At 67.3% G+C, this 20,409-nt stretch carries 18 protein-coding genes and 2 pseudogenes; 10 read left to right on the top strand and 10 right to left on the bottom strand.

Annotated elements, in window-relative coordinates; genetic code table 11:
• Positions 1 to 27: 27 nt before the first annotated feature.
• The gene (locus tag IMZ29_RS02485; RefSeq protein WP_216179997.1) at positions 28 to 1,284 is read right to left on the bottom strand and encodes a D-amino acid dehydrogenase; all 1,257 of its coding nucleotides are present in this window, start codon (positions 1,282 to 1,284) and stop codon (positions 28 to 30) included.
• A 213-nt stretch (positions 1,285 to 1,497) separates the two neighbouring features.
• Here IMZ29_RS02485 and IMZ29_RS02490 point away from each other — a divergent pair, with 213 nt between their 5' ends.
• Positions 1,498 to 1,956, top strand: a complete 459-nt coding sequence (locus IMZ29_RS02490) for an Lrp/AsnC family transcriptional regulator (RefSeq protein ID WP_216180232.1) — start codon at positions 1,498 to 1,500, stop codon at positions 1,954 to 1,956.
• A gap of 44 nt (positions 1,957 to 2,000) precedes the next feature.
• Here IMZ29_RS02490 and IMZ29_RS02495 read toward each other — a convergent pair whose 3' ends face one another.
• Positions 2,001 to 4,310, bottom strand: a complete 2,310-nt coding sequence (locus IMZ29_RS02495) for a molybdopterin-dependent oxidoreductase (RefSeq protein WP_216179999.1) — start codon at positions 4,308 to 4,310, stop codon at positions 2,001 to 2,003.
• A 257-nt stretch (positions 4,311 to 4,567) separates the two neighbouring features.
• On the opposite strand from IMZ29_RS02495, the gene metC reads away from it, so the two are divergent.
• The 5 genes from metC (at position 4,568) to IMZ29_RS02520 (ending at position 9,627) form a co-directional block, all read left to right on the top strand.
• The gene (gene metC / locus IMZ29_RS02500) at positions 4,568 to 5,767 is read left to right on the top strand and encodes a cystathionine beta-lyase (protein ID WP_216180001.1); all 1,200 of its coding nucleotides are present in this window, start codon (positions 4,568 to 4,570) and stop codon (positions 5,765 to 5,767) included.
• A 66-nt stretch (positions 5,768 to 5,833) separates the two neighbouring features.
• On the top strand, positions 5,834 to 6,769 hold the full coding sequence (locus IMZ29_RS02505; protein ID WP_216180003.1) for a 4-hydroxy-tetrahydrodipicolinate synthase family protein: 936 nt from the start codon (positions 5,834 to 5,836) through the stop codon (positions 6,767 to 6,769).
• Between the two features lie 10 nt (positions 6,770 to 6,779).
• Positions 6,780 to 7,559: an SDR family oxidoreductase gene (locus IMZ29_RS02510; RefSeq protein ID WP_216180005.1), complete on the top strand. Its 780-nt coding sequence runs from the start codon at positions 6,780 to 6,782 to the stop codon at positions 7,557 to 7,559.
• A 101-nt stretch (positions 7,560 to 7,660) separates the two neighbouring features.
• Complete coding sequence (locus IMZ29_RS02515) at positions 7,661 to 8,659, top strand: Bug family tripartite tricarboxylate transporter substrate binding protein (RefSeq protein WP_216180007.1); 999 nt, start codon at positions 7,661 to 7,663, stop codon at positions 8,657 to 8,659.
• An 11-nt stretch (positions 8,660 to 8,670) separates the two neighbouring features.
• Positions 8,671 to 9,627 carry an MBL fold metallo-hydrolase gene (locus IMZ29_RS02520; protein ID WP_216180010.1) on the top strand — a complete coding sequence of 319 codons (957 nt, stop codon included), beginning with the start codon at positions 8,671 to 8,673 and terminating at the stop codon, positions 9,625 to 9,627.
• Positions 9,628 to 9,635: 8 nt separating this feature from the next.
• Here the strand turns inward: IMZ29_RS02520 and IMZ29_RS02525 are convergent, their stop codons facing one another.
• The gene (locus IMZ29_RS02525; protein WP_216180013.1) at positions 9,636 to 10,076 is read right to left on the bottom strand and encodes a hypothetical protein; all 441 of its coding nucleotides are present in this window, start codon (positions 10,074 to 10,076) and stop codon (positions 9,636 to 9,638) included.
• A 77-nt stretch (positions 10,077 to 10,153) separates the two neighbouring features.
• On the opposite strand from IMZ29_RS02525, the gene IMZ29_RS02530 reads away from it, so the two are divergent.
• A complete protein-coding gene (locus IMZ29_RS02530) occupies positions 10,154 to 10,567 on the top strand; it encodes a hypothetical protein (protein ID WP_253206674.1) in 414 nt (137 codons plus the stop codon).
• Here IMZ29_RS02530 and IMZ29_RS02535 read toward each other — a convergent pair.
• Positions 10,542 to 11,039 carry a LysR substrate-binding domain-containing protein gene (locus tag IMZ29_RS02535; protein ID WP_371820080.1) on the bottom strand — a complete coding sequence of 166 codons (498 nt, stop codon included), beginning with the start codon at positions 11,037 to 11,039 and terminating at the stop codon, positions 10,542 to 10,544. The genes IMZ29_RS02530 and IMZ29_RS02535 overlap by 26 nt on opposite strands.
• A 22-nt stretch (positions 11,040 to 11,061) precedes the next feature.
• On the opposite strand from IMZ29_RS02535, the pseudogene IMZ29_RS02540 reads away from it, so the two are divergent.
• Positions 11,062 to 11,277: pseudogene (locus tag IMZ29_RS02540) on the top strand (phosphoenolpyruvate phosphomutase); the annotation flags it as partial.
• 24 nt (positions 11,278 to 11,301) lie between these two features.
• On the opposite strand, the gene IMZ29_RS02545 reads toward IMZ29_RS02540, so the two are convergent.
• Positions 11,302 to 11,889 carry an exopolysaccharide biosynthesis protein gene (locus IMZ29_RS02545; RefSeq protein WP_216180019.1) on the bottom strand — a complete coding sequence of 196 codons (588 nt, stop codon included), beginning with the start codon at positions 11,887 to 11,889 and terminating at the stop codon, positions 11,302 to 11,304.
• A 79-nt stretch (positions 11,890 to 11,968) separates the two neighbouring features.
• Positions 11,969 to 13,411 carry a phospholipase D-like domain-containing protein gene (locus tag IMZ29_RS02550; RefSeq protein ID WP_216180022.1) on the bottom strand — a complete coding sequence of 481 codons (1,443 nt, stop codon included), beginning with the start codon at positions 13,409 to 13,411 and terminating at the stop codon, positions 11,969 to 11,971.
• Positions 13,412 to 13,656: 245 nt separating this feature from the next.
• Here IMZ29_RS02550 and IMZ29_RS02555 point away from each other — a divergent pair, with 245 nt between their 5' ends.
• Both IMZ29_RS02555 and IMZ29_RS02560 read left to right on the top strand, forming a co-directional pair.
• Positions 13,657 to 14,196: a peroxiredoxin gene (locus IMZ29_RS02555; RefSeq protein ID WP_216180025.1), complete on the top strand. Its 540-nt coding sequence runs from the start codon at positions 13,657 to 13,659 to the stop codon at positions 14,194 to 14,196.
• 127 nt (positions 14,197 to 14,323) lie between these two features.
• Positions 14,324 to 15,469 carry a GGDEF domain-containing protein gene (locus IMZ29_RS02560; RefSeq protein ID WP_216180028.1) on the top strand — a complete coding sequence of 382 codons (1,146 nt, stop codon included), beginning with the start codon at positions 14,324 to 14,326 and terminating at the stop codon, positions 15,467 to 15,469.
• 85 nt (positions 15,470 to 15,554) lie between these two features.
• Here IMZ29_RS02560 and IMZ29_RS02565 read toward each other — a convergent pair whose 3' ends face one another.
• The 4 genes and pseudogenes from IMZ29_RS02565 to IMZ29_RS02580 all read right to left on the bottom strand — a co-directional run bounded on the left by IMZ29_RS02565 (position 15,555) and on the right by IMZ29_RS02580 (position 20,402).
• Positions 15,555 to 16,580 carry a hypothetical protein gene (locus IMZ29_RS02565; protein ID WP_216180031.1) on the bottom strand — a complete coding sequence of 342 codons (1,026 nt, stop codon included), beginning with the start codon at positions 16,578 to 16,580 and terminating at the stop codon, positions 15,555 to 15,557.
• Positions 16,581 to 16,618: 38 nt separating this feature from the next.
• Complete coding sequence (locus tag IMZ29_RS02570) at positions 16,619 to 17,596, bottom strand: Bug family tripartite tricarboxylate transporter substrate binding protein (protein ID WP_253206675.1); 978 nt, start codon at positions 17,594 to 17,596, stop codon at positions 16,619 to 16,621.
• 29 nt (positions 17,597 to 17,625) lie between these two features.
• Positions 17,626 to 18,813 (bottom strand): acyl-CoA dehydrogenase family protein, encoded by a 1,188-nt coding sequence (locus IMZ29_RS02575; RefSeq protein WP_371820087.1) that lies wholly within the window; start codon positions 18,811 to 18,813, stop codon positions 17,626 to 17,628.
• 21 nt (positions 18,814 to 18,834) lie between these two features.
• Positions 18,835 to 20,402 (bottom strand): annotated as a pseudogene (locus IMZ29_RS02580) (AMP-binding protein).
• Between the last annotated feature and the right edge of the window lie 7 nt (positions 20,403 to 20,409).

The following is a 20,409-nucleotide window of genomic DNA, read 5'->3' on the forward strand; positions in this document are numbered from 1 at the left end:
AACACGCGCCCTCTCGTAGAACCCCGCTCAGCGGCGGTAGCGCGCGATCGTCAGGCCTTCCATGTCGATCTCTGGGGTGCGTCCGCTCACGATGTCGGCCACGATGCGCGAGGTGCCGCAGGCCTGGGTCCAGCCATTGGAGCCGTGGCCCGCGTTCAGATAGAGGCCAGGCACGCCCGATTCGCCGAGAATCGACGGGCCGTCGGGCGTCATGGGACGCAGGCCTGCCCAGAAACTCGCGTTCTCGTAGTCGATGCCGTGGGGGAACAGGCTGCGTACGGCGCGGATCAGCGTGGCCTTGCCGGCCGCGCTCAGGGACACATCATGCCCGACGAGCTCGGCCATGCCCGCGGCCCGGATGCGGTTGCCCAGACGCGAGATCATGATTTTGTTGTGCTCGTCCATCACGGATACGGTGGGCGCCGCATCGGGATCCGTGACGGGGGCGGTGATGGAATAGCCCTTGAGCGGATAGACGGGCAGGGCGATGCCCAGCGGCGCGACGAGCCGTGGCGCCTGGTTGCCCAGGGCCACCACGGTGGCATCGGCGTGGATGGGGCCGGCGGCGGTCTGCGCGCCAGTGACGCGGCCCTGCTCGCGGATCAGGTGCTGGATGTCCGTGCCGTAACGGAACCGCACGCCTTGCTGCTGCAGCCAGGCAGCCAGGGCCTGGCTGAAGGCATGGCTGTCGCCGGACGCATCGGACGGTAGGTGCAGGGCGCCGGCAATGTTGATCGTGGCGCGTTGCAGGGTGGGCTCGATGGCCCGCGCCCCTTCGGCATCGAGCACCGTATGCGGGATGTCCAGGCTTGCCAGGGTGTTGGCCGACATGTCGCCCAGCTGGCATTCGGCTTCGGTCTGAAAGAGTTGCAGCACGCCGCTCGCGTGGTAATCGAAGCGCAGGGGCGTGTCTGCCATCAGCTCGCGCAGGCACGCGAGGCTGTAGTGGGCCACGCGCTGCATGCGGGCCTTGTTCACGCGAAAGCGCGGCGCATTGCATTCACGCAGCCACTGGCGCGCCCAGCGCAGCCGCTCGGCGTCCGGACGCAGCGAAAAGCGCACCGGGGCGTTCTTCTGCAGCATCATCTTCAGCACCTTGAGCGGCATGCCGGGCGCGGCCCAGGGGCCGGCAAAGCTCGGGCACAGCCCGCCTGCGTTGCCGAAGCTCGTCTCCAGGCCCGCGCCATCGCGGCGTTCGATCACCTCAACCTCATGGCCCAGGCGGTGCAGGTAGTAGGCGGTCGTCGTGCCGACCACGCCGGCGCCAAGAACGAGAGTTTTCATGAGTGCAATGCGTGAGGAATTTGTTGGATCAAATGACGTGTGGCCGGGATCGGTCTCGCGACCACCGGGCACGCGTATACTTGCCGGGACTGCTCGCTGTCGCGCCCGTGCAGGGCGACGGTGGCGGGCGCTTCGCCAAGAAATCGACTCGCCCGGATGCTCGTGTCAGAACCGTCAAAAAGCAAGAAGGCCTCGGTCACCGGGGCGCAGGCCCTGGACAAGAAGGATCATGGCATCCTCGCGCTCCTGCAAACGGACGCCAGCCAGCCCGTGGCCGACATTGCCGAGCAGGTGAGCCTCTCGCCCACGGCCTGCTGGAAGCGGATCCAGCGTCTCCATGAGCTCGGCTTGATCCGCAAGCAGGTCTGTCTGCTCGATAGCCGGCAGGTGGGCGTGGGCGTCACGGTCTTCGTGTCGATCAAGACCAATCACCACGATCTGCAGTGGTTCAACACCTTCGCAAGCGGCGTGAAGGACATGCCCGAAGTCATGGAGTTCTACCGCATGAGCGGCGACACCGATTACCTGCTCAAGGTGGTCGTGCCGGACATCGAAGGCTTTGACCGCGTCTACAAGAAGCTCATCAAGGTGGCCGAGCTCTTTGACGTGAGCTCGAGCTTTGCGATGGAAGAGATCAAGTACACGACCGCGCTGCCGCTGGAGCATCTGTGATGCGCCGGGGCGCCTGCCCCGGCCTTCGCGCCTGACGCGGCCCGTCATCCCGCGGCGACGAGGGCAGGCTTCTCGAATGCCTTGACCGCCGGCACCGGCCCTTCCCACGCCGCGATCTCCACCAGCGCCGACAGCGCGCTCGGCGCCTGCGTGAGCTGGGAGGTGCCGGTATCCAGGGTGAGTACGTTGGGATTGCCGTGCCGCTCGAGGCTGGCGTTGGCCGGGTCGAACCAGGCGCCGGTGGCCATGACAGCCACGCCGGGCATGACGTCCTCGTCGATCACCACTGCCGCGATGCAGGCGCCCCGATCGTTGAACACCTTGACCAGGTCCTCGGCTGCCAGGCCGCGGCGCTCGGCCTCGACGCGCGAGAGCCGCACGCGCTCGCGGCCATGCACCTTGGCCGCGCGCGAGAGCGTGCCGGCATCCATTTGTGAATGCAGCTTGTCCGCCGGCTGGCAGGTGACGAGGTGCAGCGGAAAGCGCCCGGCGCGATCCGCGCCCAGCCATTCTGCGGGTGGCACCCAGGCCGGGTGGGGCGGGCAGTCTGCGTAATCGAAGCCCGCGATGCGTTCCGAATAGATCTCGATGCGTCCGGACGGCGTCTTGAGCGGGTTCGCCGCCGGGTCCTGCCGGAAGGCTTCCATCATGATGAAGTCTTTCGGCGGCTCGGGCAGCTCCAGAAAGCCCGTCGCCCAGAACGCGTCGAAATCCGGCACGTCTGCACCCGCCGTCCGCCAGGCCGTCTCCATGCCGGCATAGATGTGGCGCAGCCACTGCATCTCGTCGCGCCCGCCGGTGAAGGCTTCCTCGAAGCCGCCGCGCGCGGCGAGTTCGCGGTAGATGTCGAAGTCGTTGCGGCTCTGGCCCTGCGGCGGCAGCGCCTGGTGCATGGCCAAGAGGAAGCGATCGCGCGAGGAGCCGCCGATGTCGTTGCGTTCGAGCGTGGTGGTGGCCGGCAGCACGATGTCCGCGCGCCGGGCAGTGGGCGTCCACCAGCTCTCGTGCACCACGACGGTCTGGGGCTTTTGCCACGCCTGCACGAGCCGGTTCAGATCCTGATGGTGGTGGAACGGGTTGCCACCCGCCCAGTACACCATCTGGATGTCGGGATAGACGTCTTCGCGGCCGTTGAAGGCGTAGGTCTCGCCGGGGTGCAGCAGCATATCGGCGATGCGCGCCACCGGAATGGCCCGCTTGGCGGGATTCTGTCCGGCGCTCATTTCCGGTGCGGGTGCTGCCGGCCGCGGATTGCCCACGCCATTGATGGAGCCATGCCCGAAGGCGAAGCCGCCGCCCGGCAGGCCGATCTGCCCCAGCGCCGATGCCAGCGCGATCACCGTCCAGTAGGGCTGCTCGCCATGGTGGGCGCGCTGCAGCGACCAGGCGCAGGTGAGCATCGTGCGGGTGCCTGCCGCCTGGCGGGCGAGCGCCTGGATCTCGGCGGCGGGCACGCCGCACACCTGCGCGGCCCAGTCGGCACTCTTGGGCTGGCCGTCCGTCTTGCCGAGCACGTAGTCCGCAAAGCGATCGAAGCCCACGCAGTATTGCTGCACGAAGGCCGCATCGTGCCGCTGCTCGGTGAGCAGCGTGTGCACCATGCCCAGCATCATCGCGGTGTCGGTGTTCGGGCGGATGGGGATCCAGCGGGCAGACACGCCCGCCGGCACGTCGCCCCGCGAGGGGCTCACGACGACGAACTCGACCCCGGACTCGGCGGCGAGCGCCAGCCAGCGGGGCAGCACGTGTTCGCCCGCGCCGCCCGAGGTGATCTGGCCATTGCGCACCGCGATACCGCCGAAGGCGACCATGAGCCGCGTATTGGCCGCGACGTTCTTCCAATCCGTGACGCGGCCGGTGACGGCAGCGTAGTCGCCGATGACGTGGGGCAGCAGGAATTGCGCGGCGCCCCAGCTGTAGTTGCCCGCCTGGTTGACGCAGCCGCCGCCGGCATTCAGAAAGCGGTGGGTGAGGGTGCGCGCATGGTGCAGCCGCCCGGCGGAGGACCAGCCGTACGAGCCACCGAAGAGCGCTTCTGCGCCGAACTCGGTGCGTACCCGCGTGAGCTCGTCGCTCACCAGGGCGAGCGCCACGTCCCAATCGACTTCGACGAAGGTGTCGCTGCCGCGCGCGCTGCGATCCGATGCTTCGCGGTCGATCAGCCAGCCTGCACGCACGGCCGGCCGGGTGATGCGCAACGGCGAGTGCACCATGCCGGGCATGGATTCCAGGATGCGCGAGGGCGCGGGGTCACGATGGAAGGGCTCACAGTGCTGGAGCTGGCCATCGGCCACCACGGCGGTGAAGGCGCCCCAATGAGAGAGCGAGGGGTAACGCTGGGGGGCAACCGGCATGACAATATCGAAGAAGGAGCTGGGTCAGCAGCGGCGAAATGAAGCGAAGCCGCGTGCTGACGAGGTGTTTATTGCATTGTAAGGAGGCGACAGGAAAGAATTTTTCGAATTCCTTCGATTTCGAGAACAAAAACGAAAAATTTTTACCCTGTGTCATTCCTATACTGAAGCCGTGTTCCGTACCCGGCACGCCGCGGGCAATCGCCCCTGCATGAGCGGCCAGCGTCGGCGAACTCTCCAATAGGCAGTCAGACGCAATGAAAGAGAATACTCAATTGGTGACCGCGGGTCGCCACCCGGAACGCTTCGGCGGTGTGGTGAACACCCCTGTCGTGCGTGGCTCCACCGTCCTGCACGGCTCCATGGCCGAATGGGAAGACAAGAAGCGTCGCCGCGCGGCCGACGAAGCCGGTGCCAGCACGTACGGCCGCTTTGGCAACGCCACGCACCACGCGCTCGAGGAAGCCGTGGCCGAGCTCGAGGGCGGCTATCGCTCGCAGGTCTTCCCCTCAGGCCTGGCTGCCTGCGCGGCAGCGCTGACGGGGCTGCTCTCGGCAGGCGATCACGTGCTCCTCACGGACAGCGCCTATTCGCCCACCCGAGGCTTCCTGACCCGCGTGATGGGCCGCTTCGGCGTCGAGACCACCATCTACGATCCGCTCGCGGGCGAAGGCATCGAAGCCTTCATCCGTCCCAACACGAAGGTGATCTACGTTGAGTCGCCCGGCTCCGAGACCTTCGAGATCCAGGACATCCCGGCCATCGCCACCGTGGCGCACCGCCATGGTGCGCGCGTCGTGATGGACAATACCTGGGGCACGCCGCTCTTCTTCAAGCCGTTCGAGCATGGCGTGGACGTGTCGATCCAGGCTGCCACCAAGTACATCGTCGGCCACTCGGACGCGATGCTTGGCATCGTCACCTGCAACCAGGAAGCCTGGCCGCTGATCCGTCAGGCCGCCCAGGATCTGGGCCAGACGGCCGGCCCGGACGACATCTACCTCGCCCTGCGCGGCCTGCGCACCATGAGCGTGCGCCTGCGCCAGCACGAGAAGGCGGCAATCGAAGTCGCCACCTGGCTCGAGGCCCACGCCGACGTCGAGCGCGTGCTGCACCCGGCGCTGCCGAGCCATCCGGGCCACGAACTCTGGAAGCGCGACTTCCTCGGCTCGTGCGGCCTGTTCGCCGTCGTTCTGAAGCCTCAGCCCAAGGCCGCCGTCACCGCCTTCATCGATGCGCTGCAATATTTTGGCCTTGGCGTATCCTGGGGTGGCTTCGAGAGCCTTATCATTCCGTTCGACCCGTCTGGTGATCGCGTCACCGCGCGCTGGCCGTTCGACGGCCAGGCGCTGCGCCTGCACATCGGCCTGGAAGATACCTGCGACCTGATCGCGGATCTCTCGCGCGGCTTCGCGGCGATGCGCCAGGTTGCCGAATCGCAGGCGCTCGCCGCCTGACCCCAGACGTTGCCGGGCCGGCGCCGCGCCGGCTCATCGTTACCCCTGAATTTCGGAGATTTTGTTATGGCCAAGATGAAGATCGAAGGTTCGTTCGTTGCCTTGATCACCCCGTTCAACGCCGACGGCAGTGTCGACTTCGAAGGTTTTCGCACGCTGCTGAAGTTCCATGAAGACAACGGCTCGAGCGCCGTGCTGATCATGGGCTCCACGGGCGAAGTCTCCATGCTCTCGCAGCAGGAGCGCCAGCAGATCATCGCCGAGACGGCGAAGATGAAGACTGGCAAGATGAAGTTCTTCTACGGCTGCACGGGCAACAACACCGCCACCACCATCGACTACCTGCGCTTTGCGAAGGACAACGGTGCGGATGGCGCGATCCTGGCCGCCCCCTCGTACATCTGCGGCCCCGAAGCCGACATCGAGGACTACTTCCTGGAAGTGGCCGATGCCACGGACCTGCCGCTGGGCCTGTACAACAACCCGCCGCGCGTGAAGACCGACCTGCACTGGGACAGCCTGATCCGCATCTTCAAGCACCCGAACTACGTCGTGCACAAGGAATCGACCACGCGCGTGGGCCAGGTCGCCCAGATGCTGCGGGCCCGCACGGATGTGGCCATCATGTGCTGCGACTCGCCCAACCTGGGTCTGGTCGTGCCGACCATGAGCCTGGGCGGCCACGGCACCGCCAACATGACTGGCAACATCGCACCGGCCGAAATGGCCGTGATCTCCAAGCCGTGGGCCACGACGGACGTGTCGGAAAGCTTCCGCGACATGTACCTGCACCTGCTGCCGATGCTGCACTTCTCGTACGCCGCCATCAACCCGGTGGCCATCAAGTCGCTCATGAAGGCGGTGGGCTTGCCCGCGGGCGAGCTGCGCAAGCCGCTGAAGGGCATGGCCCCCGAGGCGCTCAAGCAGGGCCTGCGCGTGGTGCGCGATCTGGAACTCGACAAGAAGTACGGCTGGTCCTCCGCCGAACTGAAGTCGCTCTGAGCGCGCCGGCATGGATCTGGGCATTCACGGCAAGCGGGCACTCGTGTTCGGTGGCAGCCGCGGCATGGGCCGCGCCTGCGCGCAGCAGCTCTCGCAGGAAGGCGTGCAGGTGACGATCGCCGCGCGCACCCTGGCCACACTCGAACAGGCGGCCGCCGAGATCTCGGCGGTGACGGGCAACCCGGTGCAGGTGGTGGTGGCCGACATCGCCACCGAAGCCGGGCGTGACGCGGCGTTGCAGGCGTGTCCGGCACCGGACATCCTGATCAACAACGCCGATGGCCCCGAGCCTGGGGATTTCCGCGAGTGGCGTGTGGCGGACTGGCACGCGGCCATCGACGCCATGATGCTGGGTCCGATCGAGATGATCCGCCGCACGGTCGATGGAATGATCGAGCGCAAATTCGGCCGGATCGTTAATATCGTGTCCCGCAGCGTCAAGACCCCTCAGCTCGAACTCGGCCTCTCCAATGGCGCGCGTTCGGGGCTGGTCGGTTTTGTCGCCGGTCTCGCCCGCCAGACGGTGCGTCATAACGTCACGATCAACAACCTGCTGCCCGGGGTCTTCGCCACGGACGCCCAGCGCCGCCACATCCGCGGCATGCTGGAGTCCACCGGCAAATCCTTCGAGCAGCTGTGGGAAGAGCGGGGCAGCAACACCCCGGCCGGCCGCTATGGCCAGCCGGAGGAACTCGGGGCGTTGTGCGCGTACATGTGCTCGGCGCACACCGGGTATATGACAGGGCAAAGCATACTGATCGATGGCGGAGGCTATCCCGGTACGTTTTGAGTCCTCCAGGAGGGGAGGCGAGGAGCTAGGTGCCGGGGCGTTGCCTGCTGCAGGTGCGTCACGTGCGGGGTTTTGCCAACTTTGCATGTCCAGGAAAGTCCATGAAAAGCGTGACTCGTCGTGTCGCCGTGAGCGCCACGTTTGCAGCAGGTCTGTTCAGCGTCGCGGCCGCGTCCGCTGCCGCCGCCCAGGAGAATTACCCCACCCGTCCCGTCACGCTGCTGGTGCCTCACGCACCGGGCGGCGCGGTCGACAACATGGCGCGGATCTACGCCGAGCGCCTGAGCGCCGAGCTCAAGCAGTCGGTCGTCGTCGAGAACAAGGCGGGTGCCTCGGGCATGATCGGGGCTGCCTATGCCGCCCGGGCCCAGCCCGATGGCTACACCTTGTACTTCAACGCCTCGATCCACTCCATCAATCCGCTGCTGTACAAGGAAAAGGTCACGTTCGATGCGGTGAAGGATTTCACGCCCGTGAGCCTGCTCTCGCGCGGCGCGCTGATCTTCAGCGTCAATCCCAACGTGCCCGCCAAGACGGTGCCGGAGTTCGTGAAGGAACTCAAGACCAACCCGGGCAAGTACTCGCTCGCCACCAGCGGCTTCGGCTCGGCCGGTCACCTGGGTGCCGCCAAGTTCCTGAACGACAACGCGCTGACGGATCGCATCCCCATCGTGCTCTACAAGGGCGCCGCGCCCGCCCTGCAGGACGTGGTGGGCGGGCAGGTCTCGGGCATGATGGACCCGATGCTCTCCTCGCTGCCGCAGGTGCGTTCCGGCAACCTGCGCCCGCTGGCCATCACCGCCAACGAGCGCAGCCCCTTGTTGCCGGACGTGCCCACCATGGCCGAAGCGGGCTTTCCTGACTTCAATCTCTATTCCTGGTATGGCCTCTGGGCGCCCGCCAAGACGCCTGCTCCGATCGTGGCGCAGCTCGAGGCAGCGTCGGCCAAGATCATGAACGAGCCGGCCATGAAGGAGCGTCTGGCTTCGCTGGGCTTCGAAGCCGCCTACAAGGATTCCGCCGCGTTCTCGCAGTACATCACGGAAGAGATGACCCGCTACGGCAAGATCATCCAGGACGCCAACATCACGGTTCAGTGATGACGCAAGCCATGGCCTACGCATTCGACACCGCCCGCGAAACCGCGTGCACCCTCATCGAGCGCGCCCGGCAGGGGCATGCGCCCCGGCCGGTGGTGCAGGGCTTTTTCGATGAGGATTCCTGCACCGTCAGCTACGTGGTGCGGGATCCCGATTCGGATGCGTGTGCCGTGCTCGACAGCGTGCTGGGTTTCGATCAGGCATCGGGCAAGGTCTCAGCCGGGCCCGCGCGGCCTGTGATCGATCACGTCCGGGCCGAGGGGCTCGGCGTGCGTTGGCTCCTGGAGACCCACGCCCACGCGGATCACCTGTCCGCCGGCCCTTACCTGCAGAAGCAGCTGGGCGGCGAGCTCGCGATCGGCCAGGGCATCCGGGCGATCCAGCGCACGTTCGGCACGCTCTTCAACGAAGACCGGGCCTTCGCGCGTGACGGCAGCCAGTTCGACCACCTGTTCGGGGATGGCGACCGCTTCCGGATCGGCGGTCTGGAAGCCGTGGCCCTGCACGTGCCCGGGCATACCCCGGCGTGTCTGGCGTACGTGATCGGCGATGCGGTGTTTGCCGGCGACACGCTCTTCATGCCGGATTACGGCACGGCGCGCTGCGATTTCCCCGGTGGGGATGCGGGGCAGCTCTATCGCTCCATCCGGCGGCTGCTGTCGTTGCCCGAAGCCGCACGGGTCTTCGTGTGCCACGACTACAAGGCGCCCGGGCGCGATGTGTATGCGTGGGAAACTACCATCGGCGCGCAGCGGCAGGACAACGTGCACGTGCACGACGGTATCGACGAGGCTACCTTCACCACCATGCGCACCACGCGCGACGCCACGCTGGCCGTGCCTCGGCTGATGCTGCCCTCGGTGCAGGTGAACATGCGGGCAGGGCACTTGCCGCCCGCCGAAAGCAACGGCGTGAGCTACCTCAAGCTGCCGCTCATCGCGGGCGATCTGCTGGCCGTGTCGGACTGAGCCGCGGCTCAGATCCCCTTGGCGTCGCTCTCGACGACGGCATCGAAGCTGCACGCGGCCCCGTGGTAGTAGCCGCACCCGGCCACTTCCTCGATCTTGATCGTCCAGGCATCCAGGAAAGTCATCCTGATCTCGCAGAAGCGCGCGTTCACGAGCGACTCGGGCTCGTTGGCGAAGAAACCCTCGTTGGCCACCTTCATCGTGGTGCTGTCGCCCGTGACCGTGATCTCTCCCTCGATGCTGCCGCCGCAGCCCGGGCGCTCGCCCTCCATGGGCAGGGTGGTGGACAGGGCCACATCGTAGGTATTGCCTGACTTCAACGTGAGATCGGCCGTGATCTCATAGACCCTGTTGTTCGTGTAGAAGCCCGCATAGGAGACCGGCTCGGCTGCGCCTGCGGTCGCGGCTACCAGGGCCATCGTCGTGCCCACCAGAAAGCGTCGAAGCATGTACCACCTGTCATCCGGAAGTTGGGGGGCGGGCAGGCGCGTGTGCACCGCGTGCGCTGCATAGTATCGTACCGGCATTGTTCACCATCGGCCGCCCGGCGGTCACGCCTTCGATGAGACGTCTTGCGCTGTCCCTGCCGTTGCTGCCTGTCCTCGTTGCGTGCGGTTCCAACGAGATCGTGTCCAGCCTGGCCTCGCCCAGCAGCCAATATCACGTCGAAGTTCGCCGCTGCCAGCAGAACGGCGCCTGGTTCGGCACGCAGAAGCTACAGGTCTCGGTGTTGCCCCAGGGCGTCTCGGAGCCGTGTCAGTCGGCCGTCCACGCGCTCGCGCAGTTCGATGGATTCGCCGACGTTGATGCGCTCCAGCTCGAATGGCTGTCGGACACCGAGCTGCGGGCATGGCAGCCCGGCTTCGATCCCGCTTACGGTCCCTCGCGCGCGACCTACCAGGCGGGCAAGCCCGTCACGTTGACGTTCCGCCCGAAGTGAGAACGTCGGTTGTGACAGAGCGCGAGTAATCCCGCAGCATGCCTTTCAGCCATCGACAGAACGCCACTGCGCTCTGTGTGTGGGCGCTGTGCGGGTTCACATAGGCCACGTAGGTCGCACCTGAGCCGATCGTGTGCTCATCGGCCAGCACCAGGGCGCCCGTGGCGATCGCGCTGTGCACGAGCAGGCGCGGCGCCACCAGAAAGCCGGTACCTGCAATCGCCGCCGTGACGGCCAGAAACAGGTGGTCGTAGGTGGCGATCACCCGGAGTTCGTCTGGCGCCGTCTCTGTGGCCACGGCCCATCGCGCCACCAGGTCCGGGCGTGAGCGCGCAGCCACCATCGGCCAGTGCCGCCGTGACCGCGCGTGATGGTTCGCCACCAGCGCGGGCGCGCCCACGCACACGAGTTCCTCCCGCACCAATTCCCAGCTTTCCGTACCCGACAGGCTCAGGTCGCGCGTGATCAGCACGTCGAAGTCGTCCGAGGGCTGGGAAGCGGACATCGCCGCGCTGCGCAAGGTCGGCGTCGTCATCTACGGCAATCACGCGATTCGTGCGGCCGTGGGCGCCATGCGGCACGTGTTTGCCGAGATCCGTCGCACGGGCGGGATCCGCGAAGTCGATGGCACGCTGCCCAGCGTGAAGGAGATCATCGAGCTTCAGGGCGACAAGGCCATGCGCGCCATCGAGGCGAGCTTCCTGCGGTGAGGTGCGCCGGGGTGGGTAGCGTGCTCACCCCAGCAGCGATTGCCCCACCAGCACCGCGGCACCCACAGCCAGGACCAGGCCGAGTGCCGCGACCAGGCCATCGCGCGCCGTCATCGCCAGGCCGAGCAGGATGATCGCGCCCATCGGCGCCGTGCTCGCGAAGGGCACGAGCTCCAGCGCCGGCACGGTCAGGCACAGCAGGATGCACACGGCCGCCAGCACGCGGCGGGAGACGAGCCAATCCAGGCGCGGTCGGATGATGCGGTCCACCCAGCGGGTGGGCTTCTGCATGGCGTCGGCCGCCTTCTTCAGGCTGCTGCCTTTGAGGCTACGCCGCTCCAGCCACCCGGGCATCCACAGGTGCTTGCGACCCAGGACGATCTGCGCGGCGAAGACGATGATGATGAGGGCAAGGACGGTGGGCAGGCCGGGAATCGCGCCGATGGGGCTGATCTCGAACACGGCTGGAATGACGAGAAAGGGGCCGGCGCTGCGCTCGCCGAAAGCCTCGCGGATGTCGGCCACGCTTACCTGATCCTGATCTTCGCCCACCTCGCGCAATTGCTGGACGATATCGCCCAGGCTCTGGAGGCCGCTGGCTGCAGCATTCATGCGTTCGGTTTCCGGTGACCAGTGAGAGACTGCGTGCGCTCGCGGTCACGCGCGTTGAAGGGGGGGCAGCATCGGGGACTCACGTCGTCTGCCCTTTGAGAAGCGCGCGCCGCCTGCGGGTGCGACTCAGGCCGCGCCACACGCCGGCCCGGCCTTCCGGATCGGCCATGGGCGATTGCGCGAGCGCCTCGTCCACGGCATCGAGCGCTCGCGGCTCGATCCGTGTCAGGCCTTTCGGTTGCCGGCCATTGAGGTGCTCGATCGCGGCGATGAGCGAGCTCTGTTGCGCAAGGGTCTCGTGCAGTACCCCCTCTTTGATGGCCAGGTGCTCGGCCACCAGGCGGCCCCGGATGCGGCCGATCTGCGCGCGCTCCGCGTCGTTGCAGGCCTGGACGATCACGTCGCACTCGGTGTCGAAGCCCATGGAGCGGTTGTTCAGGTTCGCGGAGCCGATCTTGATCACCTCGTCGTCGGCGATCAGGATCTTGGCGTGGACGTAGATGGGCGTACCGGCCTCGTTGTGCGGGTGCCAGATGCGAAAGCGCCCATGGCGGTCGGCCTCGCGCAGGCGGTGCAGCATGATGGTGCGCGCCGAGTCCATCGTCTTCATCTCCAGCCAGCCATCGGCATTGCGCGGGCAGATGACGACGATCTCGGGGCCGTCGTCCTCGCGCAGGCGCGCGCACAGCGCATCGACCGCCATGACCGAGGTCAGGTACTGGTTTTCGATGTACAGCGTGCGCCGGGCGCCGGCGATGATTTTCAGTGTCTCGCGTTCGATCTCGCGGATCTCGGGGTTGTCGCCGTACAGGGGCTGGGTGCGCGCCACGCGCACGGCGACGTCGGTGAAATCCGGCGTGAGGCTGTCGGGCCAGGGGGACGGCGTGGGTGGGGGCGCATCAGGGACTTCCCCGGTGGCGTTGTACCAGCGCTGGCGCGCGAGATTGCCCAGCACGCGGGCCACGGGGCCGCTGGCGCAGGTGGTCGCGTCGTGCCAGGGGGGCAGCGGCTTGCCGCGCGGGGTGGTGCGCGACGGCTGCTCTTCGCGGTGCTCGCTCGTGTCCCAGCGGCCCATGGTGATGTCGATGCCGCCGCAGAAGGCCAGGGCGTCGTCGATGACGAGGATCTTGGAGTGATGTGCCGACAGGGGCGGGTGGGCGTGATCGAGTTTCATGGCCACCCGCTTGCCGAAGAGCCAGCGCACGATGAACACCGGGGTCTCGCCGCGAGCCATCGAGGCGAAAAGCCCCATGTCCCACTTGAGGATCCGAATGCGCAGGGCCGGATTGCGCCGCGCCAGCCAGGAGAGGAAGGGGCCGATGCGGTTTGGGCCGGGCAGGGTGGCGCCCTCGGGCTGGAGTTTCATGCGGGCGTCGAAATCCCAGCCGATCAGAAAGACGCTGTGGCGGGCCTGCAGAAGGGCTTCCTTGACGGCCCGATAGTAGGGCGCAGCGTCGACGACGATGGAGAGCCGGTCGGCGCGGGCCGAGGCAACAGCGGGCGAAGCGGTGAGCGAATCCATGCGGAGGCGGAGCCAGGGCGGTGGGCGGCGAAGCGGCCCGGAATCGGGACGAAGGCAAGCCGTGTGCCCAGGTCTCCCACCGGGTGCCCCACCGACAGCGCCAGCACCAGCGCACTGCGCTGGGCCGGGGCCTGGTGGCGATTTGCCGCCGTCGGGCACTGCCATCCACCGAAAAGCGCTTCAACGGGGGGCTGCGTGGCAGTACAGTGGACCTTTCGCCGACATCCCGCTCCGGAGGACTCCGCATGACACCGTGGCACCCTGCTTCTGCTGTCGTCATCGCCGTGGCCGCCGTCGTGACGCCTGCCCATGCGGCGCTGCCCGTGGGTGCGCCCGCGCCGGACTTCAGCACCCAGGCGGCGCTGGCAGGCGATGTGTTCGAGTTCTCCCTGGCGAAGGCGCTGGCCCAGGGGCCGGTCGTGCTGTATTTCTATCCAGCCGCCTTCACGGCGGGTTGCACGATCGAAGCCCACAGCTTTGCCGAGGCCGCCGACGATTTCCGTGCGCTGGGCGCTACCGTCATCGGCATGTCCAACGACACGATCGACACCCTGAAATCCTTCTCCGTCAGCGCCTGTGGCGGCAAGTTCGCTGTCGGCTCGGACCCGCGTGGCGAGATCATCCGCGCCTACGATGCCAGCGCCGGCACGCAGCGCAATCACGCCAACCGCATCTCCTACGTGATCTCGCCCGAGGGGCGGGTGCTCTACGAGTACACCAGCGGTAATCCTCACCAGCACGTGGACAACACGATGCAGGCCGTGCGGGACTGGGCCAAGCGCTAGGCGAGGGCGGGCTGCGGCCGTTGTCGAGGCGTCACACTGGCCGTCATCGTTACCTTTTTGCCACGCGATCGCCCGTAAAATGGCGCGCCGCTGCCGCGAGGGCAGCCCCGCGCCTCCCTTTCCCGGCATGTCTGTTGATCTCCTCACCCTCTACAAGCTCATCGTAGGAACGCTTCTCGCCAGCGCCGGCATGACGTGGTGGGAGAGTCGCGCCAATCCGGGGAGGGCCCGCGTGCTGCGTCTGCTCGCGGCGGGGTTCGCGACGCTGGCGTTGGGCTGCGGCCTGGCGCTCGTGCGCCTGCGCCTGCCCGGGGTGCCGGGCGTGGTCGGCTCTGCCGTGGCAAATCTTTTCGTCCTGAGCGGATACCTGCTCGTGCTCCACGGGATCGCGGCGTTGAGTCAGCGGCGCTATCTCGTCGCCTCTGCTGTCGTGCTGTTGGGCACCGCTGCAGCCTGGGTCTGGGTCGGCGAATCCATGCGCGAGCTGATGTGGACGTACTGGAGTTCCGTCCCGATCGCCTTCGTGAACGGGCTGACGGCTTGGGAGATGTGGCGCAGCGACGCCATGCGCGCCTCGCGCACGCGCTACATCGTGATTGCGCTGTCGGTCGCCCACACGCTGGTGTACGCCACGCGCGCCTATGTGCTGCCGTGGCTGACGGTGGTGTACGGTTCCGGCCTGCTCGGGATCGCCAGCAGCATCACGATCTACCTCGGCGTGCTCTATTCGATCCTGCTGCCGATGACGCTGCTGCGGATGATCCGCGACGAGGCGCACGGCAAGCTGCTGCATGAAGTCCAGACCGATTACCTGACACGGCTGGGCAATCGCAAATGGTTCTTCGAGCAGGGCACGCGCGCCATGAGCGTCGGCCCGGTCTCGGTGCTGGCGTTCGATCTGGATCAGTTCAAGTCGATCAACGATCGCTATGGTCACCATGGTGGCGACGAAGTCCTGAAATCCTTCGCGCAGGTGTTGCGCGAGGTGGTCGGGCCGGGAACCGTGGTGGCCCGCATCGGCGGCGAGGAGTTCGCCGCAGTGCTGGTGGGCGACGACGCCTGGCAGGCGCAGACGCTGGCCGAGGAAGTCGGCGGGCGTTTTACGCAGACGATGGCCAGCCGCACGGACCACCTGCGCATGCCGGCCACGGTAAGCATCGGTGTCGCGCAATGCGAGCCCAACGCGCCCACGCTCGCCGGGGCCCTGGCCGCAGCGGACCGGGCGCTCTACCGGGCCAAGTCCCTGGGCGGCAACCGGCTGGAGCTGGCCTAGCCTCGCAGGCGCAGCGGCCTTCTGGCTCGGTGCCCGGCGAAGGGAACCGCGCAGGGGCCATGAGAGGCTTGCGCGTCGCCTGCGATCAGCGGATCGGTTCCCAGTACCGCAGTCGATACTCGCGCTCGTAGGCGGGGCCGACACGGGCGCGATGGGTGTAGTTCGGCAGCGTCATCGAGCGAGGCGGTTGGGCGTCCTGGGTCGCGGCCATCCAGGCCGTGCCGATGCTCTGCATGTTCACGTGTTCGGCGACGTAACCCGTCAAGTCCAGCCGGTGGAGTGCGCGCTGCGCGGCCGGGGTGCCCTGCCATTGCAGATGCACGGTATAGAGCGCGATGCCGGCAAGCTCGATGGGCTCGCCGTTGGCGTCACGTTGATAGTCGCCCGCGTCGTCCAGGATCTGCAGCGAATGCGGCTCGGCGTAGTGATGGGCCAGACGCAAGGGAACGCCAGGCAGCGCCTGCTGCACGCGCTGCGCCAGTTGCTCGCCATAGGCATCGACATCGAACCCGCTGTCCGAGGCCACGGCAATCGTGGGAAACGTCACCTGGAAGTCGTGCTCGTAGGCGGGGTCTGCGTCCGGCGTGTCGAGCTCGCGGATCAGCGTGTCGGGCTGGGCGCGCACGGCTGCCAGCGTCCGCAGGAAGGGCTCGCGGGGGAGCAAACGCTCCTCCAGGCGCAGCGGGCGTCCCGTGTCGAGCAGCGCCGGCGGGACCTTGATCTGATGCGCATTGGGGGCACCGCGCCCCGCCACGCGCTCCGGGCCGCGATACACATAGAGGTAGTAATCGCCCCGGCCTTCTCCGGGCAGCCACTCCGTGAGGTGGAAGGTGACGTCCACCGCATCGCGATACTGCTGGAGGGCCGCCTGATCGTCGATGAGCCAGATGCGGGCATCCCCGCCGCTGGCCGGCTGGGTGCGAACGACGAGGCGATACGGCCCTTGGGCCGGATCGAGTGCTGAGAGGACGGTGTCGTCACCGCCCGTGATGGCAGTGACGGCCCGCTCGAACATCGAGCCCACGACGAACCAGAACGCCGCCCAGCTCGCAACACCGAGCAGCACCACGATCAGCAGGATGCGCAGCCAGCGCCGTGCGGAGAAAGCCATGCCGAAAGCATAGCCGACGCCTCACGCGACCGGCGACATCACTGACGCGGCAGGTTCACCTTGTCGGCGAGCTGCTGCGTGGCGAGCATCTCGTCACGCAGTAGCTGCGTGTAGGCTTCGCTCGACGCGGGCGTTACCGTCAAGCCCGAGTTCTCCAACTTGCCGCGCACGTCGTCGCGCTGCAGCGCGGCGTCGAGCGCGGCGGCAATGCGGCTCACCACAGCCGGCGGTGTGCCCGCGGGCACCGACAGGCCACCATATGCCATCACGACGGCATCGGCCACGCCGGCCTCGGCCGTGGTCGGCACCTCGGGAAGCATGCGGTTGCGCTCGGGCGACAGCACGGCAAGCGGCTTGAGCCGTCCACCCTGTATGTGCGGCAATGCCGGTCCGATGAGCGACAGCGCGAAGCTCACCTGGTCACTGGCTACGGCATTGGTCGATTCCGAGGCGCCCTTGTAGGGCACGTGGGACGACGTTGTCTGCGTCACGGCCAGCAGGGATTCCGCACCCAGGTGCGAAGGCGTGCCCACGCCACCCGACGCGTAGAAGAGTTCGCCCGGCTTGGCGCTCAGGCCGGCAACCAGATCGCTCAGCGTCTGGTAGGGCGATGCTCTGTTGACGAGCACGACGGAATCGGAGCGCGAGATGCCGCCGACATGGACGAAATCCTTCATAACGTCGAAGCCTGGCTGCGCGTAGAGCCGCATGCTCGCGGCCATGGGCGAGCCGGAGTACAGCCAGGTGTAGCCATCGGGCGCGGCGCGGGCGGCCAGCTGTGCGCCCAGGTTGCCCCCCACGCCACCGCGGTTCTCGACCACGATCGGCTGGCCGAGCTCGTTGGACATGGCGTCGCTCAGCACGCGTGCGGTGAGGTCAGGACCCGTACCGGCCAGATACGGCACGATCCATTTGATCGCGCGTGTCGGATAGGGGTCGGCATCGGCCGCCAGGACGGGGGCGAGCGGCAGGGACAGAAGGGCGCAGGCGCCAACGGCGCGGGTCAGTAAGGTCATCATTTGTCTCCTCATTGTTGTCGTCGACGTCACGCAGTGATGAGCGTGCGCGCGATGGTGTTGCGTTGGATCTCGCTCGTGCCGGTGAGCACGCGGTACATGCGCAGCATGCGGAACAGGAACTCGACGCGGCTGCCCTGGACGATGCCTTCGCCGCCCAGCACCTGCACCGCCTTGTCGGCCACGCGAAATGCGGTCTCCGAGCAGAAGAGCTTGGCCATGGACGCGCCGTCGGTGGCGTCGTCACCGGCGTCGAGCCCGCGCGCCACGCTCAGCATCAGGGCGCGTGACGCCGCGAGTTCCGTTGCCATGTCGGCCAGCATGTGCTGCACCGCCTGGAATTGCGCAATCGGACGACCGAATTGCTGACGCCGGTTCGCATGCGCCAGCGCGTCGCGAAAGGCGACCCGCGCGTGGCCCAGCATGGCAGGACAATGCAACAGCCGGTTCACCGTGATGCGGCCCAGCGCCATGCGCAGTCCGTCGCCTTCGCCGCCGAGGCGGTTGGCAACCGGCACGCGGCAGTCGGTGAGCACGATGTTGCCCGTGCCAGCCTGACCTGCCATGGTCTTGTAGCCGGCTTCGACCGCGAAGCCCGCCGTGCTGCGCTCGACGAAGAAGGCGCTGACTTCGCGGCGGGCCGGATCGTCGCTCGTGGACGCGATGATGAGCGCCAGATCGCAGAAGGGCGCACCCGAGATGAAGCGCTTGGCGCCGTTGAGCACGTAATGATCGCCATCGCGCACGGCGCGCGTTTGCACGGCACCGGCGTCCGATCCTGCCTCGGCTTCCGTGATGGCAAAGCAGATGGCCTGGCGTGCCTCGGCCACGGGCACCACGAAGCGTTCGAGCTGGTTCGCGCTCACCACCTTGGCGAGTGCGCCCACGCGCGGCGGGCCGGAGAGCTCGCCGAGCACATGCGGCGCGACTGGCGATCCCGTGGCGTAGATGGCTTCCTTGATGAGGACGTGATCCAGCACGCTGAAGCCTGCACCGCCCAGGGACTTGGGCAGGGTCACGCCGTAGAAGCCCCTGGCACGGGACAACTGCCAGATCTCGTCGAGCACGGCGCGTGGGGCACCAGACTCGTGCGTGATGCCATGGCGGGACACCAGGGCAGCCAGGTCGCCTGCGATGAACGCTTCGACCTCGGTGATGAAGGTGCGCGCGGCCGCGGAGCCGGGAAAGGGTTCGGCGCCGGGGATGCGATCGAGCATGGAAGTCATGGGCGTCTCCGGTCAGTTCACGCGGCGGGTGTGGCCCTGCCAGTACGGTTCGCGCACGTCCTTGCGCGAGAGTTTGCCGTTGGCGTTCTTGGGCAATTGATCCACGAAATCCACGGAGCGCGGCACCTTGAAACCGGCCAGTTGCTCACGAGCGCACTGCATGAGTTCGTCGGCCGTGGCCGCGGCACCCTCACGCAGCACCACGACCGCCTTGACCGCCTCGCCCCAATGGGCGTCCGGCACGCCGATCACGCAGACCTCGTAGACCGCCGGATGGCGCGCAAGCACCGATTCGACTTCCATCGGGTAGACGTTGAAGCCGCCCGAGACGAGCATCTCCTTCTTGCGATCGACGATGTAGATGTAGCCTTCGCTGTCCACGCGCGCCAGATCGCCCGTGCGCAGCCAGCCAGCCTCGTCGAGCACGTCGCGCGTGGATTCCGGCGCGCGCCAGTAACCCGCGAAGACATCCGGCCCCCGCACGCAGATCTCGCCGATCTCGTCGCCTTCGACCGGCTGGCCCGCGTCGTTGAGCACCTGCACGTCGGATTCGCAGGAAGGGCGGCCGCACGAGGCGAGGAGCTCCGGGCGACCATCCTCGATGGCGCGCCGGTGATCCTCTGATTGCAGCGCGATCACGCCACCCGTGGTCTCGGCCGCGCCGTAGCCTTGCGCGAGCACGGGGCCGAATACCGTCCACGCCTCGCGGATGCGCGCGTCCGACATGGGCGCAGCGCCGTAGGAGAGCAGCCGCAGGCTGCTCAGGTCGTACTCGCGCACGCTCGGCTCGGCAAGCAGCGCGTTGATCATGGTGGGCACCATGAAGGCCATGGTGACGCGATGCCGCTCGATGCTGGCAAGCACGTCGACGGGCTTGAAACGATCCAGCAGCAGGATGGTGGCGCCTTGGTACAGCAGCGCCTGGATGAACATGCCGCTCGCGTGCGTGATAGGCCCGCTCAGCATCATCACGTCGCGGCCCTGCACGTGCATGCGGCCCATCACGTTCTTGCGCAGCGAGGCCATGCGGTTGCCCACCGTCTGCTGCGCGGCCTTGAGCTTGCCGGTGGAGCCGGAGGTGTAGTGCAGCACCGCCAGCTCGTCCGGCGCCATCTCCACGTGCAGGGGCGCTTCACTGGGTGCCTCGGCGAGCATCGTTTCGTAAGCCAGCCAGCCCTTGGCGGGGGCATCGGCGTCGAACTGCACGCACACGCGCAAGCTGGGCAGTGCCTCGGCCGCGCGTGCCACGTCGTCCTGATGGGCGGCATCGGCGAAGCACACCACTGGCTCGGCGTTTGCCAGGCCATCGGCCAGCTCTGCGGGGGCCAGGCGCGCGTTCAGGGCCACCTTGACGAGGCCTGCCTTGTAGAGCGCGCATTCGATCTCGATCAGGGCCGGCCGGTTGGCCGACACGACCGCAACCCGGTCACCGCGCTGCAGGCCCAGCGCCAGCAGGCCGTGAACGAGGCGGTTGGAGCGGCGCTCGAGCTCAGCGTAGGTGAGCACCTGATCCTCGAAAAGGACGGCCGGCGGTCTGCCCAGAAGCGCGCACTGCGCGTGATGTATTTGCCGATGTTCATGTGTGTC

This window comes from Verticiella alkaliphila, from assembly GCF_018904615.1.
GTDB classification, from domain to species: domain Bacteria; phylum Pseudomonadota; class Gammaproteobacteria; order Burkholderiales; family Burkholderiaceae_B; genus Verticiella; species Verticiella alkaliphila.

Bases quoted from the DNA above. Each gene is read 5' to 3' on its own strand.
- IMZ29_RS02485 (WP_216179997.1), bottom strand. From the start codon at position 1,284: ATGAAAACTCTCGTTCTTGGCGCCGGCGTGGTCGGCACGACGACCGCC.
- IMZ29_RS02495 (WP_216179999.1), bottom strand. From the start codon at position 4,310: ATGCCGGTTGCCCCCCAGCGTTACCCCTCGCTCTCTCATTGGGGCGCC.
- metC (WP_216180001.1), top strand. From the start codon at position 4,568: ATGAAAGAGAATACTCAATTGGTGACCGCGGGTCGCCACCCGGAACGC.
- IMZ29_RS02505 (WP_216180003.1), top strand. From the start codon at position 5,834: ATGGCCAAGATGAAGATCGAAGGTTCGTTCGTTGCCTTGATCACCCCG.
- IMZ29_RS02510 (WP_216180005.1), top strand. From the start codon at position 6,780: ATGGATCTGGGCATTCACGGCAAGCGGGCACTCGTGTTCGGTGGCAGC.
- IMZ29_RS02515 (WP_216180007.1), top strand. From the start codon at position 7,661: ATGAAAAGCGTGACTCGTCGTGTCGCCGTGAGCGCCACGTTTGCAGCA.
- IMZ29_RS02520 (WP_216180010.1), top strand. From the start codon at position 8,671: ATGGCCTACGCATTCGACACCGCCCGCGAAACCGCGTGCACCCTCATC.
- IMZ29_RS02525 (WP_216180013.1), bottom strand. From the start codon at position 10,076: ATGCTTCGACGCTTTCTGGTGGGCACGACGATGGCCCTGGTAGCCGCG.
- IMZ29_RS02545 (WP_216180019.1), bottom strand. From the start codon at position 11,889: ATGAATGCTGCAGCCAGCGGCCTCCAGAGCCTGGGCGATATCGTCCAG.
- IMZ29_RS02550 (WP_216180022.1), bottom strand. From the start codon at position 13,411: ATGGATTCGCTCACCGCTTCGCCCGCTGTTGCCTCGGCCCGCGCCGAC.
- IMZ29_RS02555 (WP_216180025.1), top strand. From the start codon at position 13,657: ATGACACCGTGGCACCCTGCTTCTGCTGTCGTCATCGCCGTGGCCGCC.
- IMZ29_RS02560 (WP_216180028.1), top strand. From the start codon at position 14,324: ATGTCTGTTGATCTCCTCACCCTCTACAAGCTCATCGTAGGAACGCTT.
- IMZ29_RS02565 (WP_216180031.1), bottom strand. From the start codon at position 16,580: ATGGCTTTCTCCGCACGGCGCTGGCTGCGCATCCTGCTGATCGTGGTG.
- IMZ29_RS02570 (WP_253206675.1), bottom strand. From the start codon at position 17,596: ATGACCTTACTGACCCGCGCCGTTGGCGCCTGCGCCCTTCTGTCCCTG.
- IMZ29_RS02575 (WP_371820087.1), bottom strand. From the start codon at position 18,813: ATGCTCGATCGCATCCCCGGCGCCGAACCCTTTCCCGGCTCCGCGGCC.